Annotated in this window: 28 protein-coding genes; 13 read left to right on the forward strand and 15 right to left on the reverse strand. The window is 59.1% G+C overall.

Features of this window, described 5'->3' with window-relative positions; translation table 11 throughout:
• Positions 1-37: 37 nt before the first annotated feature.
• Positions 38-916 (reverse strand): prolipoprotein diacylglyceryl transferase, encoded by an 879-nt coding sequence (gene lgt / locus SJY10_RS14615; RefSeq protein ID WP_386683935.1) that lies wholly within the window; start codon positions 914-916, stop codon positions 38-40.
• Between the two features lie 118 nt (positions 917-1,034).
• On the opposite strand from lgt, the gene SJY10_RS14620 reads away from it, so the two are divergent.
• Positions 1,035-1,280: an accessory factor UbiK family protein gene (locus SJY10_RS14620; protein ID WP_386684713.1), complete on the forward strand. Its 246-nt coding sequence runs from the start codon at positions 1,035-1,037 to the stop codon at positions 1,278-1,280.
• Between the two features lie 125 nt (positions 1,281-1,405).
• On the opposite strand, the gene SJY10_RS14625 is transcribed toward SJY10_RS14620, so the two are convergent.
• Positions 1,406-2,152: an esterase/lipase family protein gene (locus SJY10_RS14625; RefSeq protein WP_386683937.1), complete on the reverse strand. Its 747-nt coding sequence runs from the start codon at positions 2,150-2,152 to the stop codon at positions 1,406-1,408.
• 78 nt (positions 2,153-2,230) lie between these two features.
• Here SJY10_RS14625 and SJY10_RS14630 point away from each other — a divergent pair, with 78 nt between their 5' ends.
• Positions 2,231-2,677 (forward strand): NUDIX domain-containing protein, encoded by a 447-nt coding sequence (locus tag SJY10_RS14630; protein WP_386683939.1) that lies wholly within the window; start codon positions 2,231-2,233, stop codon positions 2,675-2,677.
• Between the two features lie 4 nt (positions 2,678-2,681).
• On the opposite strand, the gene SJY10_RS14635 is transcribed toward SJY10_RS14630, so the two are convergent.
• Positions 2,682-3,167 carry a GNAT family N-acetyltransferase gene (locus SJY10_RS14635; protein WP_386683941.1) on the reverse strand — a complete coding sequence of 162 codons (486 nt, stop codon included), beginning with the start codon at positions 3,165-3,167 and terminating at the stop codon, positions 2,682-2,684.
• 121 nt (positions 3,168-3,288) lie between these two features.
• Between SJY10_RS14635 and SJY10_RS14640 the strand changes: the two genes are divergently transcribed.
• The 3 genes from SJY10_RS14640 to SJY10_RS14650 are packed head-to-tail and all read left to right on the forward strand — an operon-like array spanning position 3,289 to position 4,804.
• A complete protein-coding gene (locus SJY10_RS14640) occupies positions 3,289-3,684 on the forward strand; it encodes a hypothetical protein (RefSeq protein ID WP_386684732.1) in 396 nt (131 codons plus the stop codon).
• A complete protein-coding gene (locus SJY10_RS14645; RefSeq protein ID WP_386684715.1) occupies positions 3,590-3,814 on the forward strand; it encodes a methanogen output domain 1-containing protein in 225 nt (74 codons plus the stop codon). The genes SJY10_RS14640 and SJY10_RS14645 overlap by 95 nt, the downstream gene beginning before the upstream one ends.
• Before the next feature lie 3 nt (positions 3,815-3,817).
• Positions 3,818-4,804 carry a GGDEF domain-containing protein gene (locus SJY10_RS14650; protein WP_386683943.1) on the forward strand — a complete coding sequence of 329 codons (987 nt, stop codon included), beginning with the start codon at positions 3,818-3,820 and terminating at the stop codon, positions 4,802-4,804.
• Positions 4,805-5,033: 229 nt separating this feature from the next.
• On the opposite strand, the gene groL is transcribed toward SJY10_RS14650, so the two are convergent.
• The 3 genes from groL to SJY10_RS14665 all read right to left on the reverse strand — a co-directional run bounded on the left by groL (position 5,034) and on the right by SJY10_RS14665 (position 7,907).
• Positions 5,034-6,686 carry a chaperonin GroEL gene (gene groL / locus SJY10_RS14655; RefSeq protein WP_386684717.1) on the reverse strand — a complete coding sequence of 551 codons (1,653 nt, stop codon included), beginning with the start codon at positions 6,684-6,686 and terminating at the stop codon, positions 5,034-5,036.
• 77 nt (positions 6,687-6,763) lie between these two features.
• Entirely contained in the window at positions 6,764-7,048 is a 285-nt protein-coding gene (groES, locus tag SJY10_RS14660; RefSeq protein WP_386683945.1) for a co-chaperone GroES, read from the reverse strand.
• Between the two features lie 202 nt (positions 7,049-7,250).
• Complete coding sequence (locus SJY10_RS14665) at positions 7,251-7,907, reverse strand: DUF2161 domain-containing phosphodiesterase (RefSeq protein WP_386683947.1); 657 nt, start codon at positions 7,905-7,907, stop codon at positions 7,251-7,253.
• A gap of 81 nt (positions 7,908-7,988) precedes the next feature.
• On the opposite strand from SJY10_RS14665, the gene SJY10_RS14670 reads away from it, so the two are divergent.
• From SJY10_RS14670 to SJY10_RS14695, 6 genes are all read left to right on the forward strand, one after another.
• Positions 7,989-8,906, forward strand: coding sequence for a manganese-dependent inorganic pyrophosphatase (locus SJY10_RS14670; protein WP_386683949.1), 918 nt, complete (start codon positions 7,989-7,991; stop codon positions 8,904-8,906).
• Positions 8,907-9,085: 179 nt separating this feature from the next.
• Entirely contained in the window at positions 9,086-9,961 is an 876-nt protein-coding gene (locus tag SJY10_RS14675) for a TIGR01459 family HAD-type hydrolase (RefSeq protein ID WP_386683951.1), read from the forward strand.
• Positions 9,962-10,068: 107 nt separating this feature from the next.
• Positions 10,069-10,512: a MaoC family dehydratase gene (locus SJY10_RS14680; protein WP_386683953.1), complete on the forward strand. Its 444-nt coding sequence runs from the start codon at positions 10,069-10,071 to the stop codon at positions 10,510-10,512.
• 59 nt (positions 10,513-10,571) lie between these two features.
• Positions 10,572-11,510: a bifunctional riboflavin kinase/FAD synthetase gene (locus SJY10_RS14685; RefSeq protein ID WP_386683955.1), complete on the forward strand. Its 939-nt coding sequence runs from the start codon at positions 10,572-10,574 to the stop codon at positions 11,508-11,510.
• Positions 11,503-11,973 carry a YcgN family cysteine cluster protein gene (locus SJY10_RS14690; RefSeq protein WP_386683957.1) on the forward strand — a complete coding sequence of 157 codons (471 nt, stop codon included), beginning with the start codon at positions 11,503-11,505 and terminating at the stop codon, positions 11,971-11,973. The genes SJY10_RS14685 and SJY10_RS14690 overlap by 8 nt, the downstream gene beginning before the upstream one ends.
• Entirely contained in the window at positions 11,974-13,023 is a 1,050-nt protein-coding gene (locus tag SJY10_RS14695) for a threonine aldolase family protein (RefSeq protein ID WP_386683959.1), read from the forward strand.
• Here the strand turns inward: SJY10_RS14695 and SJY10_RS14700 are convergent.
• Positions 13,004-13,777 (reverse strand): alpha/beta fold hydrolase, encoded by a 774-nt coding sequence (locus SJY10_RS14700; protein ID WP_386683961.1) that lies wholly within the window; start codon positions 13,775-13,777, stop codon positions 13,004-13,006. The two genes, SJY10_RS14695 and SJY10_RS14700, sit on opposite strands and share 20 nt — an antisense overlap.
• Positions 13,777-14,376, reverse strand: coding sequence for a 2-hydroxychromene-2-carboxylate isomerase (locus SJY10_RS14705; RefSeq protein WP_386683963.1), 600 nt, complete (start codon positions 14,374-14,376; stop codon positions 13,777-13,779). The genes SJY10_RS14700 and SJY10_RS14705 overlap by 1 nt, the downstream gene beginning before the upstream one ends.
• 99 nt (positions 14,377-14,475) lie before the next feature.
• Here SJY10_RS14705 and SJY10_RS14710 point away from each other — a divergent pair, with 99 nt between their 5' ends.
• Positions 14,476-15,492, forward strand: a complete 1,017-nt coding sequence (locus SJY10_RS14710) for a ribose-phosphate pyrophosphokinase (RefSeq protein WP_386683965.1) — start codon at positions 14,476-14,478, stop codon at positions 15,490-15,492.
• Here SJY10_RS14710 and SJY10_RS14715 read toward each other — a convergent pair.
• The 7 genes from SJY10_RS14715 to SJY10_RS14745 form a co-directional block, all read right to left on the reverse strand.
• The gene (locus SJY10_RS14715; protein WP_386683967.1) at positions 15,489-15,836 is read right to left on the reverse strand and encodes an H-type lectin domain-containing protein; all 348 of its coding nucleotides are present in this window, start codon (positions 15,834-15,836) and stop codon (positions 15,489-15,491) included. The genes SJY10_RS14710 and SJY10_RS14715 overlap by 4 nt on opposite strands.
• 125 nt (positions 15,837-15,961) lie before the next feature.
• Positions 15,962-16,402: a F0F1 ATP synthase subunit epsilon gene (locus SJY10_RS14720; RefSeq protein ID WP_386683969.1), complete on the reverse strand. Its 441-nt coding sequence runs from the start codon at positions 16,400-16,402 to the stop codon at positions 15,962-15,964.
• Between the two features lie 9 nt (positions 16,403-16,411).
• Positions 16,412-17,836, reverse strand: a complete 1,425-nt coding sequence (gene atpD / locus SJY10_RS14725) for a F0F1 ATP synthase subunit beta (protein WP_386683971.1) — start codon at positions 17,834-17,836, stop codon at positions 16,412-16,414.
• A gap of 19 nt (positions 17,837-17,855) precedes the next feature.
• Positions 17,856-18,734 carry a F0F1 ATP synthase subunit gamma gene (locus SJY10_RS14730; RefSeq protein ID WP_386683973.1) on the reverse strand — a complete coding sequence of 293 codons (879 nt, stop codon included), beginning with the start codon at positions 18,732-18,734 and terminating at the stop codon, positions 17,856-17,858.
• Between the two features lie 27 nt (positions 18,735-18,761).
• Positions 18,762-20,297 (reverse strand): F0F1 ATP synthase subunit alpha, encoded by a 1,536-nt coding sequence (gene atpA / locus SJY10_RS14735; RefSeq protein WP_386683976.1) that lies wholly within the window; start codon positions 20,295-20,297, stop codon positions 18,762-18,764.
• Positions 20,298-20,858, reverse strand: coding sequence for a F0F1 ATP synthase subunit delta (locus SJY10_RS14740; protein ID WP_386683978.1), 561 nt, complete (start codon positions 20,856-20,858; stop codon positions 20,298-20,300).
• Between the two features lie 202 nt (positions 20,859-21,060).
• A complete protein-coding gene (locus SJY10_RS14745; RefSeq protein ID WP_386683980.1) occupies positions 21,061-21,816 on the reverse strand; it encodes a class I SAM-dependent methyltransferase in 756 nt (251 codons plus the stop codon).
• Between the two features lie 63 nt (positions 21,817-21,879).
• On the opposite strand from SJY10_RS14745, the gene gloB reads away from it, so the two are divergent.
• Positions 21,880-22,641: a hydroxyacylglutathione hydrolase gene (gene gloB, locus SJY10_RS14750; protein ID WP_386683982.1), complete on the forward strand. Its 762-nt coding sequence runs from the start codon at positions 21,880-21,882 to the stop codon at positions 22,639-22,641.
• Positions 22,642-22,782: the final 141 nt, after the last annotated feature.

Below are 22,782 nucleotides of genomic sequence, written 5' to 3' on the forward strand. Positions count from 1 at the left end.
CTTTGCGCGATACGCGCACGCAATTGCGCAGCCAGGCTCACGTGCGGCGCGACAGCACGATCAGGCTGACCCCGAACACAAACATCGGCAGCGACAGGCATTGCCCCATTGTCAGCCCCCAATCGCCAAGATCAAGCGCCCAGCCAAGCGGGTTGTCCGTTCCGCGAAATTGCGCGTCGGGCTGGCGCACGAATTCCAGCATGAACCGCACAAACGCATAGCCGGCACAAAAGACGCCCGTGATCAGCCAAGGAAACTTCAGCGCACCCCTGAGATAAACCAGAAACAGCAAAAGTGCCCCCAGCACCAAACCTTCCAGCGCGGATTCGTAAAGCTGGCTTGGATGCCTTGCGCATAAACCGACAACACCCGGACAATCCTGCGCAGCTGCCGACGGAAAAACAACGCCCCACGGCAGGTCGGTTGGCCGCCCCCACAATTCGTCGTTGATGAAATTGGCGATCCGCACCAGAAAAATCGCGGGCGTCGCCGCCAGCGCCGTCACATCTGCCATCGACCCAAGGGAAACCGCATTGCGGCGGGCAAACAAAATAACGGCCAGCACAACCCCGACAAAGCCGCCGTGAAACGACATGCCCCCGGTCCAAATCGCCGGAATTTCCAGCGGATGCGTCAGATAATATCCCGGTTGGTAGAAAAAGCAGTAGCCCAGCCGCCCGCCCGCGATCACACCGATCACGATATAGGTCAGATAATCCTCAAGCCGGGCCGGCGCGACTGGCGGCTCGCCTCGCCAAAGGGCGGGCCGCTTCAGGGCCGCCGAAATCATGCGATACCCTATCGCGATCCCCACGATATAGGACACCGCATACCAGCGCAGCGCAAAGGTCGCGCCAAATAGCGTGACCGAGAAAATTTCGGGCGAAATATCGGGAAAGGGAATGGCAGCTAACATGGCGCTATTCCTGTGGTGCGGCATCGGCGAAGTCAACCGCCCGCTTGCAGCCCGGCCATCACAACACCATATAGGAAAGGACACGGGGTTTTACCCCGCAACCGGATGGAGAGACCCGATGCAACCCAAGGGCAAGATTTTCGACGACCTCAGCAGCCTGATGACCAATGCCATGGGCGTTGCCCAAGGCGCAAAGGACGAAGCTAACAACGCCATGAAATCCATGCTGGATCGCTGGCTGGCAGACCGCGACTTGGTCACGCGCGAAGAATTTGACGCTGTGCGCACAATGGCGCAAAAAGCGCGCGAGGAAAACGCCGCCCTGTCTGCGCGCATTGAAGCCCTCGAAGCAAAGCAAGGCTAAAGCAAATTTCTGCAAAAGGGCCCAGCAATCAGCGTTTGGCCCTTTGCGCAGCCCCGCAGCTCCCCCGTTCATCTGGCCGGAAAAACTCCCGCCGGAGGCATCAGGTTTTCGACGAAAACCTGACATCACTCCTCGCCAAAGATTACTCCGGTCAGGCTCAGCCCGCGATCAAAGCGGCCGCTTTGCAAGAATGCCAGCACCTGCGCCATGACCAGCGGGTTGTTCATCATAAAGGTATGCGTCACCGGCAACACGATATGGTCCTGCATACCCGCAAGCTGTGTGCTTTCTACACTGACCTTGCCGTCGTCACCGCCATCGATCACAGCCGAATATACCGGGTTCAAGCTACGCGACCCTGCGATTATACCCAGCTCGTATCCTTCTGCGTCTGGCAGCGCATTTGGAAAGCTGTCAGGCGCGGTGCCAAGCTGCAGTCCCGCCGGTCCGTTGATCCACTGGAACGGCTCCCATGTGCCAAAAACGTCAACCAGATCCGACCCTTCGTTTGGGGGGGCCAGCATGACGACCCGGCCCAGATTGTCGGGGTGGTGATTGACCAGATAGGCCCGGATCAGGATGCCGCCCATGGAATGTGTCACCACATGAACGCGCCGGTCGCCGCAGGATGCAATATCCTGGCCTACGTTTTCAGCGACCAGTTTTTGTATCGGGTCCTCTGTCGATGGATAACCGCGATTAACAACATAAAAGCCCTTACCCTCCAAGTAGATCTGCATCGGCGTCAGACTGACCTCGCTGCGCGCCAATCCATGCAGCAACACAACACATTCGCGCGACTGGGCCACGACAGGCCCGCCGCGCGAACAGGCGGCCAGCATCACAAGCAAGATCAGGGTGATATACTTCATCACCCTTAGATAGCACCCTTCCCTCAAAACCCCAGCCCAGAGCTTGCACAATTCTGCGCCGCAGCGCAGGCTGGCCGCATGTCACGCCCGCCCCGTATCGCTGTTCGCGCCATTATCCTGCACCAAGGCCGCCTGTTGCTGGTCAATGCCTACGCTGGGCGTGCCGACCTTTGGTGTGCGCCCGGCGGCGGGGTAGAGGCCCATGCCAGCCTGCACGACAACCTGATCCGCGAAGTGTTCGAAGAAACCGGCCTGACAATCGCCGTAGGCCCGCCCGCGCTCGTCAATGAATTCCACGATGTCGAGCGTGATTTCCATCAGGTCGATATTTACTTCCACGCAAGCATCCTGCGGGGGACCTTGAACCCTGACTGGACCGATCCCGAAGGGATCGTTACGGACCGTCGCTGGGTCAACAAAGAAGAGGCGCGGGACCTGCGCATCAAACCTGACGCGCTGATCCATGCGGCGTGGGGTGATCCGGGCATCATGCTTTATGACCCGCTAGAGCCGATTATTCGCTAGGACTTCACGAACCGCCGAAAGCAGCGGGATAAGCCAGCCTTTGCCGCGGGGCTTTGCCCCCTGCCCCGGCCAACAACATATGGTCAACCGGATAGGGCGATGTCAGTGCGGCAGCTGCACCGGCATCAAACCCGGCCCTGGCATAAAAGGCGGGCGCGCCCAGTACGGCGATGACAGTCTGCGTCTGGTCTGCCCATGCCGCAAGCTGCGACACAAGTCGTCGCCCGTGCCCCCGTCCTTGCCACGCAGGCGAAATTGCAACCGGCGCAAGGCACAGCCAACCGGCCGGGGCCTTGAATGCAGATAGTGCGTAATAACCGATGATTTCATCCTCCAAGGGGATCACCTGCTCCCCCCGCATGACGCCATCACGTCGCAGCGCGCGCACTAGGGCGACCTCTTTTTCGCCATCGAAAGCTGCGCGCAGCAAAGCGTCGATTGCAGGAATATCATTCTGGCTGGCGGGGCGGATAAAGCCGGGAAACTGCATGCCGCCATCATGAAGCGCTTTTTGTGCAATGCCCAGCCCGTCAAGGTCAGCTTCTCAGATTAATCTCTATTTAATGTTTGCCACCCTAAACTTTGCACAGTTGAAATATGGGATGGCCTGGATGTTCGAACAGAAAATCAATCTGGCCACGGCACGGTCGGCACAATCCCTCAATCAACCGGATTTTTTCGCGAACGTCCTTGGCGATCTTGCCGAATTACTTGAAACGATTGTCGGGCTGCAAGACGCAGAAGGATTCATCAGCACCGTCGGCGGACACATTGGTAAGGACATATCCGGCCTTTACCCCACTGACCAACCAAGCGGCAAACCGGCGCAAATGGCGCAGATCCTGTTAGACTTGAAAACGCGGATCGGCGGCAGCTTTGGACATCGTGTCGGCGGACGACAACCAGATTGTCATGCACGCCGGGCGCTGCCCCTTTGGCGACAAGGTCATAGGGCGTCCATCACTTTGCATGATGACGACAAACGTCTTTGGCCGCGTTGTCGCTGACCGCAACGGTTATGCCCATGTCAAAATCGACAAAGCCATCGCCCGTGGTGACAGCCATTGTCATGTGGTCGTGGCGCTGCAGATCGATGAAAGCACCCCGACGTCCGGGGCTGAATTCTTTCCCGACTGACTTATGAAACGTCGCCTGCTTGAAACGATGCTGTCCTTCAGCTCTGAACCGTGCATCGTTCTGGACCGGAAGCTGCAGATTGTCGCGGCAAACAATTTGGCCCGGACATCTTTGTCCGTGCAGGCCGGGGATGTGTTTCAGGATTGGGCCGCGCAGACGGCGCAGGAAACCTGCAAGTTGACTCAATGCTTTGGCAGCACTGCACAGGTCAGGTTTGCCCTGAAAACCCAAGCTGGCAAAAGCTTGACCGCCTGTGGATGGCGCCTGGGCGGCGCGTTCCAAACCTACGATCTGATCGCCGTCAAATTGGTCGAAACCCTGCGCATCAAATCAGGCTTTGCAACGATGACGGCCTCCCATCGCAGCAATCTGCAACGGGCAAAAAGGCTACACTTGCAAAAACTGCAACTTGAACAGGAAAACCAGTTGCTGGCAGTGCAGGTGGAAACAGACCCTTTGACGGGCTTGCTCAATACCCGCGGCCTGCACCGGGCCTTGCAGGATGCGATAGACCAAAAGACGAAATTTGCGCTGTTCTATATCGACATGAACAACCTGAAAGCCATCAATGACACCTTGGGGCACGAAGCGGGCGATCAGGCCATCCGGACGCTCGCACAGGCTATCAGGGACAATTCGCGCAATCATGATGTCGCCGCACGCATCGGCGGCGATGAATTTGCATTGCTGACCCTGAATGTTGATTCATTAAATATCCTGCGCAACATCGGGGAGGCGATTGCGACCACACTCGCGCAGCATAGCGTCACACTTTCAGGCGACCGCATACAGCATTTGTCAGCCGCTATGGGTATTGCGCGCCATCCCGAAAATGGTGCCACCATACAGGCGCTGGAAACCGCGGCGGACCAGGCGATGTATGCAAGCAAACGTATGGCGTTGACGACTGTCATTGCCGGCGATGCGCGCAGCAAGTCAACCGCCGATGCATTGCAAGCCGCTGCCGCGCGCCATCCCTTCAGCCCCTAGTTCTGCTATTTCAACAGCCTTGGAATTGTTTTGCAATTACAGTGCAGATTGCACGCAGGCACATAAGCCGCGCCATTTATGGAATACGGGCCCGCAGCTAGACTGCGGGCCCGTATTTTATCAGCTTTGCATTTGCAAAACGGATGGTTGGCGATGTGTGGGGCCCGTCATTCGCAAGCGCTTCAGGAACCCCACTGTCATCATTCAGGCCGACCGGCCCGAAGGATGATTACATCATGCCGCCCATGCCGCCCATTCCGCCCATGCCGCCCATGTCGCCGCCAGCGTTGCCGCCGTCTTTGGACGGACGGTCAGCGACCATGGCTTCGGTGGTGATCAGCAGACCGGCAACCGATGCTGCGTCCTGCAGAGCGGTGCGCACAACTTTCGCGGGGTCGATGACGCCGAACTTGAACATGTCGCCATATTCTTCGGTCTGAGCGTTGAAACCGAAAGTGACGTCAGTGCTTTCGCGAACCTTGCCGGCCACAACGGAACCATCAACGCCAGAGTTTTCGGCGATCTGGCGCAGCGGTGCTTCCAGTGCCTTGCGGATGATCGCAATACCAACGTTCTGGTCAGAGTTCGCACCTTCCAAACCCTGAAGCGCCTTGCCGGCCTGTACCAGAGCAACACCGCCACCAACAACGACGCCTTCTTGTACAGCAGCACGGGTTGCGTTCAGTGCGTCATCGACGCGATCCTTACGCTCTTTCACTTCAACTTCGGACATGCCGCCGACGCGGATCACAGCAACACCGCCAGCCAGTTTGGCGACGCGCTCTTGCAACTTCTCTTTGTCGTAATCGGAAGAGGTCTCTTCGATCTGACCGCGGATTTGGTTGACCCGTGCTTCGATCTCGGCCTTTTCGCCAGCACCGTCGATGATGGTGGTGGTGTCCTTCGTGATCGTCACGCGCTTGGCAGAACCCAGCATGTCGATGGTCACGTTTTCCAGCTTCATGCCCAGATCTTCAGAAATGACCTGACCACCGGTCAGGATCGCGATGTCCTGCAGCATGGCCTTGCGACGATCACCAAAGCCCGGTGCCTTGACAGCAGCAATCTTCAGGCCGCCGCGCAGCTTGTTGACGACCAGTGTTGCCAAAGCTTCGCCTTCGACGTCTTCCGAGATGATCAGCAGCGGCTTCTGCGACTGGATGACGGATTCCAGCAGGGGAACCATCGGCTGCAGTGAGGACAGCTTCTTCTCGTGCAGCAGGATGATGACGTCATCCAGCTCTGCTGTCATCTTTTCGGTGTTGGTGGTGAAGTAGGGCGACAGGTAACCGCGGTCGAACTGCATACCCTCGACAACGTCGGTCTCGGTCTCGAGGCCTTTGTTTTCTTCGACGGTGATGACACCTTCGTTGCCGACCTTCTGCATCGCGTCGGCGATCTGACGACCGATTTCAGCTTCGCCGTTGGCGGAAATGGTGCCGACCTGTGCGACTTCGTCGCTGTCGGTCACGTCACGTGCAGCGGCCTTGATGGCCTCAACGACTTTGGCTGTTGCCAGGTCGATACCGCGCTTCAGGTCCATCGGGTTCATGCCGGCGGCGACGGACTTCATGCCTTCGCGGACGATGGCCTGCGCCAGAACAGTCGCTGTTGTCGTGCCGTCACCGGCTTCGTCGTTGGTACGCGACGCGACTTCCTTGACCATCTGTGCGCCCATGTTCTCGAACTTGTCTTCCAGTTCGATTTCTTTAGCGACAGAAACACCGTCCTTGGTGATGCGCGGTGCGCCAAAGGACTTGTCCAGAACAACGTTGCGGCCTTTGGGGCCCAGTGTCACTTTGACGGCGTCTGCAAGGATGTTCACACCCTTAAGCATGCGATTGCGGGCGTCGGTGCCGAATTTGACGTCTTTAGCTGCCATTTTCATGTGCTCCTAAAAAATATGTAGTGGATTGGAAAAGCGATTGCCAAGGCGACCCTGCGCCAAGGCATCCGGCATTACATGATGCCGAGGATGTCGCTTTCCTTCATGATCAGCAGGTCTTCGCCATCAAGCTTGACCTCGGTGCCGGACCACTTGCCGAACAGGACGCGATCGCCGACCTTCACAGCCATCTCGATCAGCTCGCCGTTGTCCTTGCGGGCGCCGGTGCCGACGGAAACGATCTCGCCTTCAGCAGGCTTTTCCTTAGCGGAATCAGGGATGATCAGACCGCCCTTGGTCTTGTCTTCGCCTTCGATGCGACGGACCAGCACGCGGTCGTGCAGAGGTTTAAATGCCATCTTGTGAACCTTCCTTGAAGCGTTTCAATTTCGTTAGCACTCACCTTAGTCGAGTGCCAGCGAACGCTAGTTAGGCACCTACATCGCACCTGTCAACCGGGTTGATCGCAATCTGTTACGGCATGACGCGGCATGCTTAATTCCGCGTAGACAACACCGGCACTGCTTCACGAAAACGGCACCGCAAACCACCTTGAAAGGTTTAGCTGTCATCCCAATCCGCAAGCCCCTTGCGACCCGCAGGCGTCAGGTCATAGACGCCCCGCCGCACACGCACGAACCAGCCATAATGATCGTTTGCCATGATTCGCGTCGCATCGGGCACCTCGGCCCAATCTTTGATCCGCGCGCCTGTGGATTCGCCATGCACTGCCAGAAAGCGTGCGCAAGCCACAGCATCTTGCCGGTAGCCGGTCACCAGCCCGTGGCGCGTCGCACCGCCCGCATTAGGATCCCCCTTCAGCCGAGCGAACTTTTTCTTAATAGCCTTGGCCTTTTTCGGCGACTTGCGCGGGGTGAACGGCGCAGGCTCGGCCATTACCTCGACGAATCCGTCGCGCAGACGCACCGTCATGACACCCAAACGCAATCGCCGCGCCAGCCCGACGTTCGCCAACAGGGCCTTGCGTTGCCCGCCAGCGGGCACCGCCAGATACACCTGATCCGTCACCGCCTGCCGCGCGATACCCTGATGGAACAGCGCCAAAGAGAACCCAGTTTTCAGTTCGACCACGACGATATCATCGCCCTTCATCGCCACAACATCAGCCGCGCCGACCTCGCCCTTCACATCAAAGCCCTGACGGGTCAAATGCGCCTTGATCGCGGGATAAAGATCTGCTTCGCGTGGTTTGGTCATTGTCTTCCCGACTTGCGTGACAGCACGCGTCATCCCCCCTATAAGGCGGCAAAATCATTCATCAGCATAGGCGAAATGACAATGACCACCCTGATCTTCGGCCACAAATCCCCCGACACCGATTCCACGGGGTCCCCCCTGATCTGGGAATGGTTCTTGAAGGACGCAGGCGTCGATGCCAAGGCCGTCCTGCTGGGCCAACCCAATACAGAAGCCGCATTCGTCGCCAAGCGCTGGGGCTTCGATCTGCCAGAGATTGTGCGCGATGTGACCGACGGCCAGGCCTGCGTCATTGTCGATACCAACAATCCGGCTGAATTGCCCGAAAATATCAACGGTGCCGACGTACAGGCAATCATTGACCACCACCTGCTGGTTGGCGGCATCAAAACCAAAGGCCCGATCGACATCACGATCCGTCCGCTGGCCTGTACCGCCACCATCATGCATCAGCTGATGGGCGACAAAGCGATCAAAATGCCCGACGGCATCAAGGGCCTGATGCTGTCCTGCATCCTGTCCGACACCCTCGCCTTCCGTTCGCCGACAACGACCCCGGTTGACCAGAAACTTGCCGAAGACCTCGCCGCCGATCTGGGCATCGACATCGCATCCTATGCCGATGAAATGTTCGCCGCAAAATCCGACGTCAGCGCCTTTACCGATGCCGATCTGCTGCGCATGGACTCCAAGGAATACGAAATCGACGGCACCAAATTCCGCGTCTCCGTGCTGGAAACCACCTCGCCTGCCGCCGTGCTGGACCGCAAGGATGCGCTCGTCGCCGCCATGCCTGCCGTCGCAGCCGAAGACGGCGTCGATCAGGTCCTGCTTTTCGTCGTCGATATCATCCGTGAAGAAGCCACCATGCTGCTGCCGAACGATTTGACAAAACAGGTCGCCAAGGCATCCTTCGATGCCGACACCTCTGGCGACACCGTCGTCCTGCCCGGCGTGATGAGCCGTAAAAAGCAGATCATCCCCAACCTCAAAAAATAAGCGGCGGCCTGCAGCCTATCCGGGCTTTCTTTTAAATACTTCGGCCGAAGGCATCATCAGCTGCCTTCGGCTCTCCCAATTTGATCGGCGCGCCAGGCCGCCCTTCATCTGGCCAGAAAAACTCTCGCCGGAGGCTCCGACGCTTCCCCCGGCATCACCCTCCCCATGAAAGCCAAGCCATGACTCAGATCGTCCACAGCTTCCTCGACATAGCCAGCGAATACGACGCAGCCTTCGTTGACCTCTGGGGCTGCATGCACAACGGCGTCAGGGCCTTCCCGGATGCTGTCAAGGCGATGCAGGACTATCGAAAGGCCGGCGGCCGCGTGATCCTGGTCACCAATGCCCCCCGCCCCTGGACATCTGTTCAGAAACAGATTCAGGGCATGGGCATCCCGGACGACAGCTGGGACGCGATCGCGACATCTGGCGACAGCGCCCGGGCGGCCATGTTCCAGGGGGCTGTCGGCCAAAAGGTCTGGTTCATGGGCGAAGACCACGATCAAAGCTTTTTCAAGCCAATGGACATGCTTGCCGATCCGGTCGACATCAGCCAAGTCCCGCTGGACGAAGCTGACGGCATCGTTTGCTGTGGCCCGGCCGACCCACATGCCGATCCCTCCGTTTACCGCCCGCAATTTCTGGCGGCCAAGCAGCGCGGTTTGAAATTGCTTTGTGCAAATCCAGATATCGTGGTTGATCGCGGCGAAAGCCGGGAATGGTGCGCTGGCGCTTTGGCAAAACTTTACACCGAAATGGGCGGCGAAAGCCTGTATTTTGGCAAGCCGCATCCACCGATCTATGACCTTGCCCGTCGCCGTCTGTCCCAGCTCGATGGCGGCGCGGATCTGACGCGCATCATTTGTATCGGTGACGGCATCCACACTGATATCCTCGGCGCCCAACAAGAAGAGCTTGATTCGCTGTTCATCACCGGCGGTCTGGCCGCCGCGGAAACACAGACGACGGATATGCACCCTGCTGAGCCGGCGCTGCAATCCTATCTTGAAACCCAGCAAGTCAACCCGACCTATGCCATCGGCTTTCTGCGGTAGCCGCCCGCCATTTGACTAAGGGCGCAATTGACATTTCGCAGCCGCCGCGTAATTTAGTTACAAATGATCCGCAATAGTGGATCTTTTGTAACTTTAAGGATTGCGCCATGCTCGACAATTCGCCCCGCGGCACGATCGTGATTGAAAACCTCGAAATCGGCATGATGCGGTCCCTGCGCAAGATCGTCACCGACGAGGACATAGAGATGTTTGCGCAGGTCAGCACCGACCGCAATCCAGTCCACCTTGACGATGCCTACGCCCAAGACACCATCTTTGAAGGCCGCATCGCCCATGGCATGCTGACGGCGGGCCTTGTCTCTGCGGTGATCGGTGAACAGTTGCCGGGACATGGCACGGTGTATCTTGGTCAATCCCTGCGCTTTCTGGCACCCGTCCGCCCCGGCGACATGGTCACGGCCGAAGTTGAAGTCACCGCAATCGACTACACCAAGCGCAAGGTCACGTTGGACACACGCTGCCTTGTTGACGGCAAAAAAGTGCTGACAGGCGAAGCCATCGTGCTGGCACCGTCGGGCAAGTTCGACTGAAGCCAGCCCTTCCTTGCGCGCACCTTGCGCCGGGTGCCGCACCGCGCTACGCAACCCTCATGCGCATCATTCGTGACACACTCTATCTTGATCCTGCCGACCGCGGTGCCGCTGCTGCCATTGGCAATTTTGACGGCGTCCATCTGGGCCATCGCGCCGTGATCGACGCAGCCCGCTGTGCTGCGGCGCAACTTGGCGCGCCGCTTGGCCTAATGACATTCGAACCGCATCCGCGCCAGTTCTTTGCGCCAGACGCCCCGCCGTTTCGCCTGATGAACGCAGAGGCGCGCGCGAACGAGCTGGCCAAGCAAGGCGTCGAAAAGTTGTACGAGGTGCCGTTCAATGCCGCCCTTGTCGCGTTGACCCCGCGTGAATTTGCGCAAACCGTAATCCATGACCGCCTTGGCCTTGCCCATGTCGTGATCGGGGCCGACTTCTGCTTTGGCAAGGACCGCGCCGGCAATGCGGCTGACCTGCAGCGCTATGGCGCGGAAATGGGCTTTGGTGTCACTGTCGCACCGATGGTTGCCACTAAAGGCGGGCGCGTCAGTTCGACTGCGATCCGCACCGCCCTGACTGATGGCAAGCCGCGCGACGCCGCCGCTATGCTGGGCCACTGGCACCGCATCGTGGGCGAAGTCATTCGCGGCGATCAGCGTGGTCGGGAATTGGGCTATCCCACTGCAAATATGTCCATCACAGGTTTGCACCCGCCAAAATTCGGCGTCTATGCCGTGCGCGTCGATATCGCCAAAGGTCCCCACGCAGGCCGCTATGACGGGGCCGCCAGTATCGGGGTCCGCCCGATGTTTAATGGTGAAGTCCCCAATTGCGAGACGTTTATCTTTGATTTTAAAGGCGACCTTTACGGCCAGCACATTAGCGTGGCTCTTGTCGATTACCTGCGGCCAGAGCTGAAGTTTGACGGCCTGCCCGCCCTTATCGACCAGATGGACGCCGACTGCGTCAAAGCCCGACAGATCCTGTCCAATGTCTGACGCCATTGACCGCAGCGGATTACGCCCGAACTTTTGGAAAACCGTGCCCATGGCCAAGCTGTCGCGCCCCGAATGGGAGGCGCTATGCGATGGCTGCGGGAAATGCTGCCTGAACAAGCTCGAAGACGAAGACACCGGCGAAGTTGCCTTGACTCGTGTCGCCTGCCGCTTGTTGGATAATGAATCCTGCCTTTGCGCCCGCTATGAAGTGCGGCACAAATTCGTGCCGGAATGTATCGTGCTGACACCCAAAACCATCGCGGACAACATGTATTGGCTGCCGCAAACCTGCGCCTATCGCCTCGTGGCGGAAGGACGCGATTTGTATCCTTGGCATCCCCTGCTGTCGGGCGATCCGGACAGCCCCCATGCTGCTGGCGTCACCATGCGCGGACAAACCCTATCCGAAGTCGATGTGAACGACGACGAATGGGAAGACCACATTATCGAGGAGCCGACCTAGATGATCTTTACTTCTGACAACGCAGGCCCGGCCCACCCTTCTGTGATTCAGGCATTAATGGACGCCAATACCGGCTATGCCAGCGGTTACGGGGCCGATGCGGCAATGACCCGCGTACGCAAGATGATCCGCGACATATTCGAGGCACCAGAGGCTACAGTGCATCTGGTCGCTACGGGCACTGCTGCAAATGCGCTGACCCTCGCGACGCTGTCCAACCCGTGGGAAACCATTTTCTGCAGCCCCATGGCGCATATCCACGAAGATGAATGCAACGCGCCAGAGTTTTATACCGGTGGCACCAAGCTGACCCTGGTGCCCGCGACAGATGCCAAGATGACCCCGGACGCCCTGCGCGCGTCGATCTTGGGCGAGGAAACCCGCGGCGTGCATGGCCCGCAGCGTGGACCTGTGTCTATCACGCAGGCCACTGAAAAGGGGACGGTCTATACCGTTCCCGAAATACAGGCGCTGACCACTGTTGCGCGTGAATACGGGCTCAAGACCCACCTTGATGGCGCGCGCTTTACCAATGCGCTGGTGTCACTTGGCTGTTCACCCGCCGACATGACTTGGAAGGCGGGCATCGACGCCGTCAGCTTTGGCGGTACCAAAAATGGCCTTCTGGGTGTCGAGGCTTGCATCTTTTTCGACCCCGCAGCGTCGTGGGAATTCGAGCTGCGACGCAAGCGCGGCGCGCATCTGTTTTCCAAGCACCGCTACCTCTCTGCCCAGATGGAGGCTTATCTGACGGACGATCTATGGCTGACCATGGCATCACAGGCCAATGCCGCCTGCGCCCGCCTGATCGCGGGGCTGCAAGGCGCAAAAGACGTCACGATTCAGTATCAGTCGCAGTCGAACCTTGTGTTCTTTGACGCCCCCCGCGCGGTGCATCAGCGCATGCTGGGGGCCGGTGCCCAATACTATGTCACATCGGGTGATCCGGAAAGCGGCCCCGGGGATGAAGTCCTGACCGGGCGGCTGGTATGTGACTGGTCATGCGATCACGCGGCGATTGACTGGTTCGTTACGCTTCTGACGCAATAATTTGCGCAACCTGCGCCACGTGGGTCAGGGGGACCATGTGGCCTGCCTTTGGCACCACATGATCCCGCGCTTGTGGCACAGCCGCGCAAATTCCGGCATGGATGGCGGGAACAATCGGCACCGAAAGTTCACCGCGGATCAGGCAAACCGGCATCTGCAGTTGCGACAACCGTCCGGCGGCATCGTGAATATCATCCTGAATTGACGGCGTGCCCGCCATGATTAGGGGCATCCGCCGCGCAAATCCGGCCTGTGTATGCGGCGGCATGGCGTCCCAAGACCCGCCGCCCCAATCACTGTGAAACAGCCGCGCCGCCTCTTGCAGGTCCCCGGCGGTGTAGGCCGCATAGATCGGGGTGAACCGGGCAATGTGATCGGCCTGTGCGGCCGCATCTGTCGCAAGGGCAAAATAGACCGGCTCGATGAGGGTCAGGCGCTTGACGCGGTCCGGATGATCTAGCGCCAATCGCAGCGCGACCGTCGCCCCGAACGAATGACCAATGACATGCGTTGGTCCATCGCACAGGCCCAGCGCGGCGGCGGCATTGGCGCTTTGGTAATCCCCCTGCCCGTCCCAATCAGCCGATTTACCATGGCCTAGCAAATCCATCAGAACAGACCCACCCGGCAGCGTTTGCGCCAGCGGCACAAGCGCCTCTGACCGGGCAAGGGTGCAGTGCAGCAGCAAGTTTTCCGCAGCCCCGCCCAGGCGGAGCACATTGATATCGCGCCCGCCCCGCACTTCGATTGCCATCAAATGCGGCCAGCCAGATGGGCATCCAGATCGGCCAGACGATCCTCGCCCCAGAACCGCTCGTCGGTGTCAGTGATAAAGAACGGCGCACCGAATACGCCCAGGCGCACGGCGTCTTCGGTGTTGCTGTGATAGGCCTCTGCCCCTGCAAGCAGCCCTTTGTCCGCAAGCGCAGCGTCAAAGCCGGCTGCGGTCAGGCAGTCGCGGATCACATCATCCTCTGCGATGTTGCGATCTTCCAGCCAACAGGCCCGGGTGATGCCGGCCACCAAGGCGCCAAGGTCCCCGCCGCCAGCAGCCTGCGCCGCGATGATGGCGTAAGAGCTTGGCGCTGGATTGGTCGGAAAAAACGCCGGCTTTGCCTTCATATCAAGGCCGGTCATGGCCGACCGTCGACGCATGTCCTGCAAGCGATAAGCCTGACGGTTCGGGTGACGTTCCGCCGGCGGCTGCCCCCCAGTGCGGGAAAAGACGTTCATCAGATCGATCGGCCGATAGGTGATCGTCGCCCCATGTGCCTGCGCAATATCTGCCGGACGCGTCCCACAAAGATAGGTATAAGGGCTGATCGTTGCGAAGTAGTAATCGATATGGGCCATTTTCGTCAGCCTTTCCAGCGAGAGTGTTTTCCGAACCGTAGCGGTGTGCTAGGCGGTGTCAACGCGGGCGATTCCGCGATGTGGCGATAAGGACCCCCCATGGCGAACCTGCACGAACCCAAGCTGATCTCTGGCAATGCAAACCGTCCCTTGGCAGAGGCTGTTGCGGCCCGCATGTCGATGCACCGTGGCATGGACGTCGCTTTGGTCGATGCGCGGGTCGAACGGTTCAATGACGGAGAGATCTTTGTCGAGGTCTTCGAAAACGTGCGCGGCGAAGATATGTATATCATCCAGCCCACATCGAACCCCACGAATGACAATCTGATGGAGCTGCTGATTATCGCTGACGCGCTACGCCGGTCGTCCGCCGCCCGCATTACCGCCGTCATGCCCTATTTCGGCTATGCTCGTCAGGACCGCCGCAGCAAGGCCCGCACACCCATTACCGCCAAACTGGTTGCCAACATTCTGGTCGAAGCGGGTGTGGAACGCATCCTGACACTGGACCTGCACGCGACCCAGATTCAGGGCTTTTTCGATATCCCCGTCGACAACCTTTATGCCAGCCCCGTCTGGGCGCTGGATGTGATGCACAACTTCAAAGGCCAGATGGATGATATCATGGTCGTGTCCCCCGATGTCGGCGGCGTCGCACGCGCCCGAGATCTGGCGCAGCGCATCGGTGCCCCCTTATCCATCGTCGACAAGCGCCGCGGCAAACCCGGAGAGGTCGCGGAAATGACCGTCATCGGTGACGTCAAGGATCGCGTTTGCCTGATCGTTGACGACCTTGTCGATACCGCAGGCACCCTATGCAAGGCCGCCGAAGTCCTAATGGAAAACGGTGCTCGCGAGGTGCATTCTTATATCACGCATGGCGTGCTGTCCGGTCCCGCGATTGAACGCGTTAGCAGGTCGGTCATGAAAAACCTTGTGATTACCGACACGATCATGCCGAAGCCGGAAACTATCGCCTGCCCTAATATCCGCATTGTGAAAACCGCGCCGATCTTTGCGCAGGCCATTCTGAACACATGGAACGGCACTTCAGTGTCGTCCCTGTTCAACCACAAGACGCTTCAACCAATCTATGAAGGCGTCTACGGCCGCTAAAGGTCCCAGACCTCGTCGCTAGGAATCGCCCCGACACTGACCCACGAAACACGGACACGCGCCACGCGCGTGTCGCCCCAAGTCCGAAATACGATGTCAAAGCCATCGCGGGTGATGTTTTCAGACGAAACATCCGCCCGCGCATTGGCGCTGTTGGAAATATCCCACATCGCCAGCGACACCTGCACAACCGGCGCGGAATCATAGCGTTCCGTAAACTGCACCGCATGCCGGGTCAGGCGCGGCCCTTCGCCGGTCCACATTTCGCCATCGTCTTCGAAATCCGAAAACAGCACCAGCTCGCCCTGATCGATGCCGACTGTATGGCTTGCGAATTTACGCATCCGAAATTCACTCCAAAAAACGATTGTTTATCAATTTTGCCTCAGTCTTCGATATGAATGCCTGAATACAGCAAAAAGGCCCCGACAAGCGGGGCCTTTTTCTAGTTGTTACCGAATTGCAGCGTTTAGCCGAAGTTCGACTGCTTTGGGTCCAGTCCGATATGGGTGCCAATGGCCACCATGTCAGCAATCAGCTTTGCTGCGTCGTCGACAGGACCGGGTTCGTTTTTGAACACGTCCTTGGCCTTCGTCATCTCTGCCTGCGCATCAGCCATCAGCCCGTTATAGACTTCCTGCGTCATTTCGCTGCGCGGCAGTGCACTTTCGGCCAGAACCGACACCGACGTTGCCGTGATTTCAGCGAAACCGCCAAGCACCACAAATTCGTCGGTACCGCCGCTGCGCACGATGCGCAGAACGCCCGGACGCAGGGTGGTGATGGTAGGCGCGTGGCCTGCCATCGCCGTCAGGTCGCCGTCGGCACCGGGGATTTGCACCTCGGAGGCCTCGACCGAGGCCAGACGGCGCTCGGGCGAGACGAGATCGAATTGCAGATTATCTGCCATGATCGCTCCTTACGCCGCGTCTGCGGCCATTTTCTCGGCTTTGGCGATCACTTCGCTGATGCCACCAACCATGTAGAAGGCACCTTCCGGCAGGTGATCGTATTCACCGGCCACAACCGCCTTAAAGGACGCAATGGTGTCTTCCAGGGCAACCTGAACGCCAGGAGAACCGGTAAACACTTCTGCCACGTCGAACGGCTGGGACAGGAAACGCTCCAGCTTACGGGCGCGGGTCACGGTCATCTTGTCCTCTTCGGACAACTCGTCCATGCCAAGGATGGCGATGATGTCCTGCAGGGACTTGTAACGCTGCAGCATCTGCTGAACGTCGCTGGCGACCTTGTAGTGCTCTTCGCCCACGATGCCCGGGTCGAGCAGACGCGAGGTGGAGTCCAGCGGGTCAACAGCCGGGTAGATACCCTTTTCCGAGATCGCACGGTTCAGAACCGTGGTCGCGTCAAGGTGCGCAAAGGACGTTGCCGGTGCCGGGTCGGTCAAGTCGTCGGCGGGCACGTAGATGGCCTGCACGGAGGTGATCGAGCCGTTCTTGGTCGAGGTGATGCGTTCCTGCATCGCACCCATGTCGGTTGCCAGCGTCGGCTGGTAGCCCACAGCAGAGGGGATACGGCCCAGAAGTGCGGACACTTCGGAACCAGCCTGCGTGAAACGGAAGATGTTGTCCACGAAGAACAGAACGTCGGTGCCGGACTGGTCGCGGAATGCTTCTGCCATCGTCAGACCGGACAGCGCAACGCGCATACGGGCACCCGGCGGCTCGTTCATCTGTCCGTAGACAAGGGCCACTTTGGACTTTGTCAGGTCTTCCATGTTGATGACCTTGGACTCGATGAATTCGTAGTACAGGTCGTTACCCTCACGGGTCCGCTCACCCACACCAGCGAAAACGGAATAGCCCGAGTGCACTTTTGCGATGTTGTTGATCAGTTCCTGAATAAGAACCGTCTTGCCCACGCCGGCACCGCCGAACAGGCCGATCTTGCCGCCCTTGGCATAGGGCGCCAGCAGGTCGATGACCTTGATACCGGTGACCAGAACTTCGGACGCGGTCGACTGCGCTTCGAAGGACGGTGCATCGCCGTGGATGGAACGGCGCTCGGTCTCGCCGATGTCGCCACGCTCGTCGATGGGCGCGCCCACAACGTTCATGATGCGGCCCAGGGTCGCGTCGCCGACGGGCACGGTGATCGTGGTGTCCATGTCGGTGACTTCCTGACCGCGGACCAGACCTTCGGTCGCGTCCATTGCGATGCAGCGCACAGTGTTTTCACCAAGATGCTGGGCGACTTCCATCGTCAGCAGCTTGCCGTTGTTGTCGGTGGTCAGGGCGTTCAGAATTTCGGGCAGGTGATCCCCGAACTGGACGTCCACGACGGCACCAATCACCTGCGTGATTTTGCCTTTTGCGTTTGCCATAAGTGTTTCTCCAGTCTTCTTAGAGCGCTTCAGCGCCCGAAATGATTTCGATCAGCTCGTTCGTGATCTTCGCCTGACGCGAGCGGTTAAACTCGATTGTCAGGTCTTCGATCATGTCGCCGGCGTTGCGCGTTGCGTTGTCCATGGCGGACATCCGTGCGCCCTGCTCGGACGCTGCGTTTTCCAGCAAGGCTGCAAAGATCTGCGTCGCGACACCGCGCGGCAGCAAGTCGGCCAGAATGGCCTCTTCGCCGGGCTCGTAGTCGTAAAGCGTGCTTGCAGTTGCGGCATCCGGCGCGGCTTCGAACTTGGCCGGAATGATTTGCTGCGCTGTCGGGTGCTGCGACACAACGTTTTCGAACCGCGCAAAGAACAGCGTGGCAACGTCGAATTCGGCCGCGTCAAAGCGGTTCAGCACATCCTTTGCCACGCGCTGTGCGTCGGCATAGGACATCCGCTTGACGTCGGACATGTCGATATGACCGACAAAGTGGTCGCCCAGCTCGCGACGCAATGAATCGCGCCCCTTTTTGCCGACGGTCAAAATCTTGACCGTCTTGCCATCAGCGATCAGCTTTTTCGCGTGTACCCGGGCCAGCTTGGCGATGTTGGCGTTGAAGCCACCGCACAGGCCGCGCTCTGCGGTCATGACGACCAGCAGGTGCGTTTGGGTCGACCCTGTGCCAGCCAGCAGCTTTGGTGCAGAGGGCGAACCCTCTGCCGCTTGGCTCAGGCCTGCCATGACCGCGTTGAACCGCTCCGTATAGGGGCGCGCGGCCTCGGCTGCGTCCTGTGCCCGCCGCAGTTTTGCGGCGGCCACCATCTGCATGGCCTTGGTGATCTTGCGGGTCGATTTGACCGACGCGATCCGATTTTTAAGGTCCTTGAGACTAGGCAAAACCTAAACTCCTCTCTCGGGCAAAGGTTACGCAAAATCCTTGGCGAAGGCTTCGATGGCTGCCTTCAGCTTGGCTTCTGCATCGCCTTTGATCTTGGGATCTTCGTTCGTGATCATGTCCAGAACATCGCGGCCGTCGGTGCGCATGTGCTTGAGCAGACCAGCCTCGAAACGACCGACGTCCTTGGTATCGATCTTGTCCAGGAAGCCTTTCGTACCCGCATAGATCACGGTGACGATTTCGGCGTTGGTCAGCGGCGAATACTGCGGCTGCTTCATCAGTTCTGTCAGGCGGGCACCGCGGTTCAGCAGACGCTGGGTTGCGGCATCCAGATCGGAACCGAACTGCGCAAAGGCCGCCATTTCGCGGTACTGTGCCAGTTCCAGCTTGACCGGACCTGCGACGGATTTCATCGAGTTGGTCTGCGCGGCAGAACCCACACGAGACACCGACAGACCGGTGTTTACGGCAGGGCGGATACCCTGGAAGAACAATTCGGTTTCCAGGAAGATCTGACCGTCGGTGATCGAGATCACGTTTGTCGGAATAAACGCGGACACGTCGCCGCCCTGGGTTTCGATGATCGGCAGAGCCGTCAGCGAACCGGAACCGTTGTCTTCGTTCAGCTTTGCCGAACGCTCCAGCAGACGGGAGTGCAGATAGAACACGTCGCCGGGATATGCTTCACGGCCTGGCGGACGGCGCAGCAGCAGCGACATCTGGCGATAGGACACAGCCTGCTTGGACAGGTCATCATAGATGATCAGGGCATGCTTGCCGTTGTCACGGAAGTATTCGGCCATCGCAGTGGCAGAGTAAGGTGCCAGATACTGCATCGGTGCCGGATCGGACGCGGTTGCAGCAACAACGGTGGTGTATTCGATCGCGCCAGTCTCTTCGAGCTTTTTCACCAGCTGGGCAACAGTCGAACGCTTCTGACCGATTGCAACATAGATGCAGTACAGCTTCTGGCTGTCATCGGTGGCTGCGTCGTTATACGACTTCTGGTTCAGAATGGTGTCCAGAGCGACAGCGGTCTTACCGGTCTGACGGTCACCAATGATCAGCTCGCGCTGGCCACGGCCAATCGGGATCATGGCGTCGATGGACTTCAGGCCTGTCGGCATCGGCTCGTGAACCGATTTACGGGGGATGATGCCCGGTGCCTTAACGTCCGCAACGCGGCGTTCGGATGCAGTGATCGGACCCTTGCCGTCCAGCGGGTTGCCCAGACCGTCAACGACGCGGCCCAGCAGTTCCAGACCGGCAGGCACGTCCACGATGGACTTGGTGCGCTTGACGGTGTCGCCTTCCTTGATGTCACGGTCGGAACCGAAGATCACGACGCCGACGTTGTCGGTTTCGAGGTTCAGAGCCATACCGCGAATACCACCGGGGAATTCGACCATTTCACCGGCTTGCACGGCATCAAGGCCATAGACGCGGGCGATACCGTCACCGACGGACAGCACACGGCCGACTTCGGCGACTTCGGCATCCTGACCGAAGTTTTTGATCTGGTCCTTTAGGATCGCAGAGATTTCAGACGCTTGGATCGCCATTTATCCGACCTCTTTCATGTTGTTCTGGAGTGCGTTGAGTTTGGACGCGATCGACGTGTCGATCATGCGCGAACCGACCTTGACGATCAGGCCGCCAAGAATGGAGGCGTCCACAGTTTCCTTGATGCTGACCGACTTGCCAACCTGTTCGCTCAGGGCATTGGCAAGGTTGTCGCTTTGGGTTTTGGTCATGGCCTTGGCGCTGGTCACCTCTGCGGTGACTTCGCCGCGGTCGTCAGCCAGCAGGTCGCGCAGCGTGGCGACGATACCCGGCAGGACGAACAGGCGGCGCTTATCCGCCAGCAGGCCCAGCAGATTCGCCATCGTCTCCGACAGCGCCATCTTTTGCGCGATAGCCTTAACAGCGGACGCTTGCTCTTCGCGACCATATAGCGGCGAGGAAATCAGATCGCGGAAATCCGCGCTGTCGGACAAAGCCGCGTCAAGCGCGTCGACGTCTTGTTCCATCGCCTTGAGATTGTTGCCGTCTTTAGCGATGTCAAACACCGCCGACGCATAGCGCCCGGCGATACCCTGAGTGATCGAAGCTGGTTCGGACACGTCCACCCTTCCGATATAAGGCCCCCGTGACCCCAAAAGGGTCCGGAGGCGTTCACGTCTCCTCGAAGTAACCGAGGCATTAAAATCACGGTCGATCTAGCAGAGGAGTTTGCATCCCGCAACATGTTAAGGCGATGTTTAACATCTGACGCAGCCGCGATTTGACGTCTTTTTTCGCAAATAGGCGATCTGTCGCAGCGCGTCATCGCAGCGCGGGGCGGCATAACGCAGGAGCCGCCTCTGGAAAGGGGGCAAGGGCCGTTTCACGCCGCCGCACGCGCAAGCCGGGTCCGGTGATGGCGGGCGATTGTTTATAAGCCTCGACGATCAGAACGCCACCGCCTGCCAGCATTGGGATCGCGTGGCCAGCGCGTTCCAGAAGGCCAGCCATGCGCCGCCAGACCGGGTGGTGCGATGGGGGTTGGTACAGCGTCGCGCGCACGGTGCCGATATCGAAGCCGTGGCCGCGCAGCTGGCTTTCCAACTGGCTAGGCGAATAGGGCCGGCCAAAGCCGAATGGCGTCCGATCGGACCGCGACCAAAGCCCGGCGCGGTTGGGAACGATGAATATGACCCGCCCGCCGGGGCCCAGCACACGGTGACATTCGCTAAGCACGGCCGGCGCGTGATCCGATGTTTCCAGCCCGTGCATCACGACCAGCTTGTCCACGAAACCGGTAGGTAGCGGCCACAGCGTATCTTCGCACAGGACGGATACATTCGGCTGCCCCGCCGGCCAGGGCATCACGCCTTGCGGGCCAGGCATCAAGCCGATGACCCGCCGCGCCTGCCCCAAATAGGGCCGCAGCAAAGGCACGGCAAAACCGAACCCTGCGACAGTCTGGCCCTTTGCCTCTGGCCACATCCGCACCAGTTCATCGCGTATCACCTTCTGCGCCGCCCGGCCAAGGGCGCTGCGGTAATAGAAGTTACGCAGTTGAAGTACGTCCAGATGCATTACAATGTGCAAAGTCCCAAGGCGGTCTTATGCGTCACCCTACCAAAGAAAAGCGAATTTGCCATGCCCGTTGAACTGATCACCGTCCCGTGCCTGAATGACAACTACGCATTCCTGATCCACGACGCGGCCAGCGGGCAAACCGCACTGGTTGACGCGCCAGAGTCAGCGCCCATTCAGACCGCCCTAGATGCGCGCGGCTGGACCCTGACTGATATCCTGATTACCCACCATCACGATGACCATGTGCAAGCCCTGCCTGCCCTGCGTGGCACCGCCCGCGTCATCGGTGCAAAGGCGGATGCCCACCGCCTGCCGGATTTGGACCTGGCTGTTGCAGGCGGCGACTCTTTTACCGTCTGCGGGCTGCAAACCGACGTGATCGAAGTTTACGGCCATACCATCGGACATATCGCCTTTCACATGGCTGCCGAAAACCTGCTGTTCACCGCTGACAGCCTGATGGCCATGGGCTGCGGGCGCCTTTTCGAAGGCACACCGGCGCAGATGTGGGACAGCCTGCAGCGCCTGCGCGCCCTGCCCGCCGATACCGTTGTCTGTTCCGGTCACGAATACACGACGGTAAACGCAGCATTTGCCTTGTCACTTGAACCGGACAATTCTGCTATTATCTCTCGTGCAGCGGCGACACGGACTGCGCGGGAAAACGGCCTCGCGACTGTTCCATCGCCATTGTCGCTGGAACGTGAAACGAACCCGTTTCTGCGTGCCGACGATCCGGTTCTGGCAAAGGCCATTGATATGGCCGGCGCGCAACCTGCCGATATTTTCACCGAAATCCGCGCCCGCAGGGACCGGTTTTGAATCATTCGGGCAGATTTGCGTAAATTTGCCCCATAGACCGCCCCGTTCACGCCATGTCAGTCTTTTTGTGAACACATCAGAGAAGAAAAAACTTGAAGGTTGGGCCGAAAAGCCAAACCTTGAACATTAAGGCCACGGTCC

This window comes from Loktanella sp. R86503 (genome assembly GCF_042466455.1).
Taxonomy (GTDB): Bacteria; Pseudomonadota; Alphaproteobacteria; order Rhodobacterales; family Rhodobacteraceae; genus Loktanella.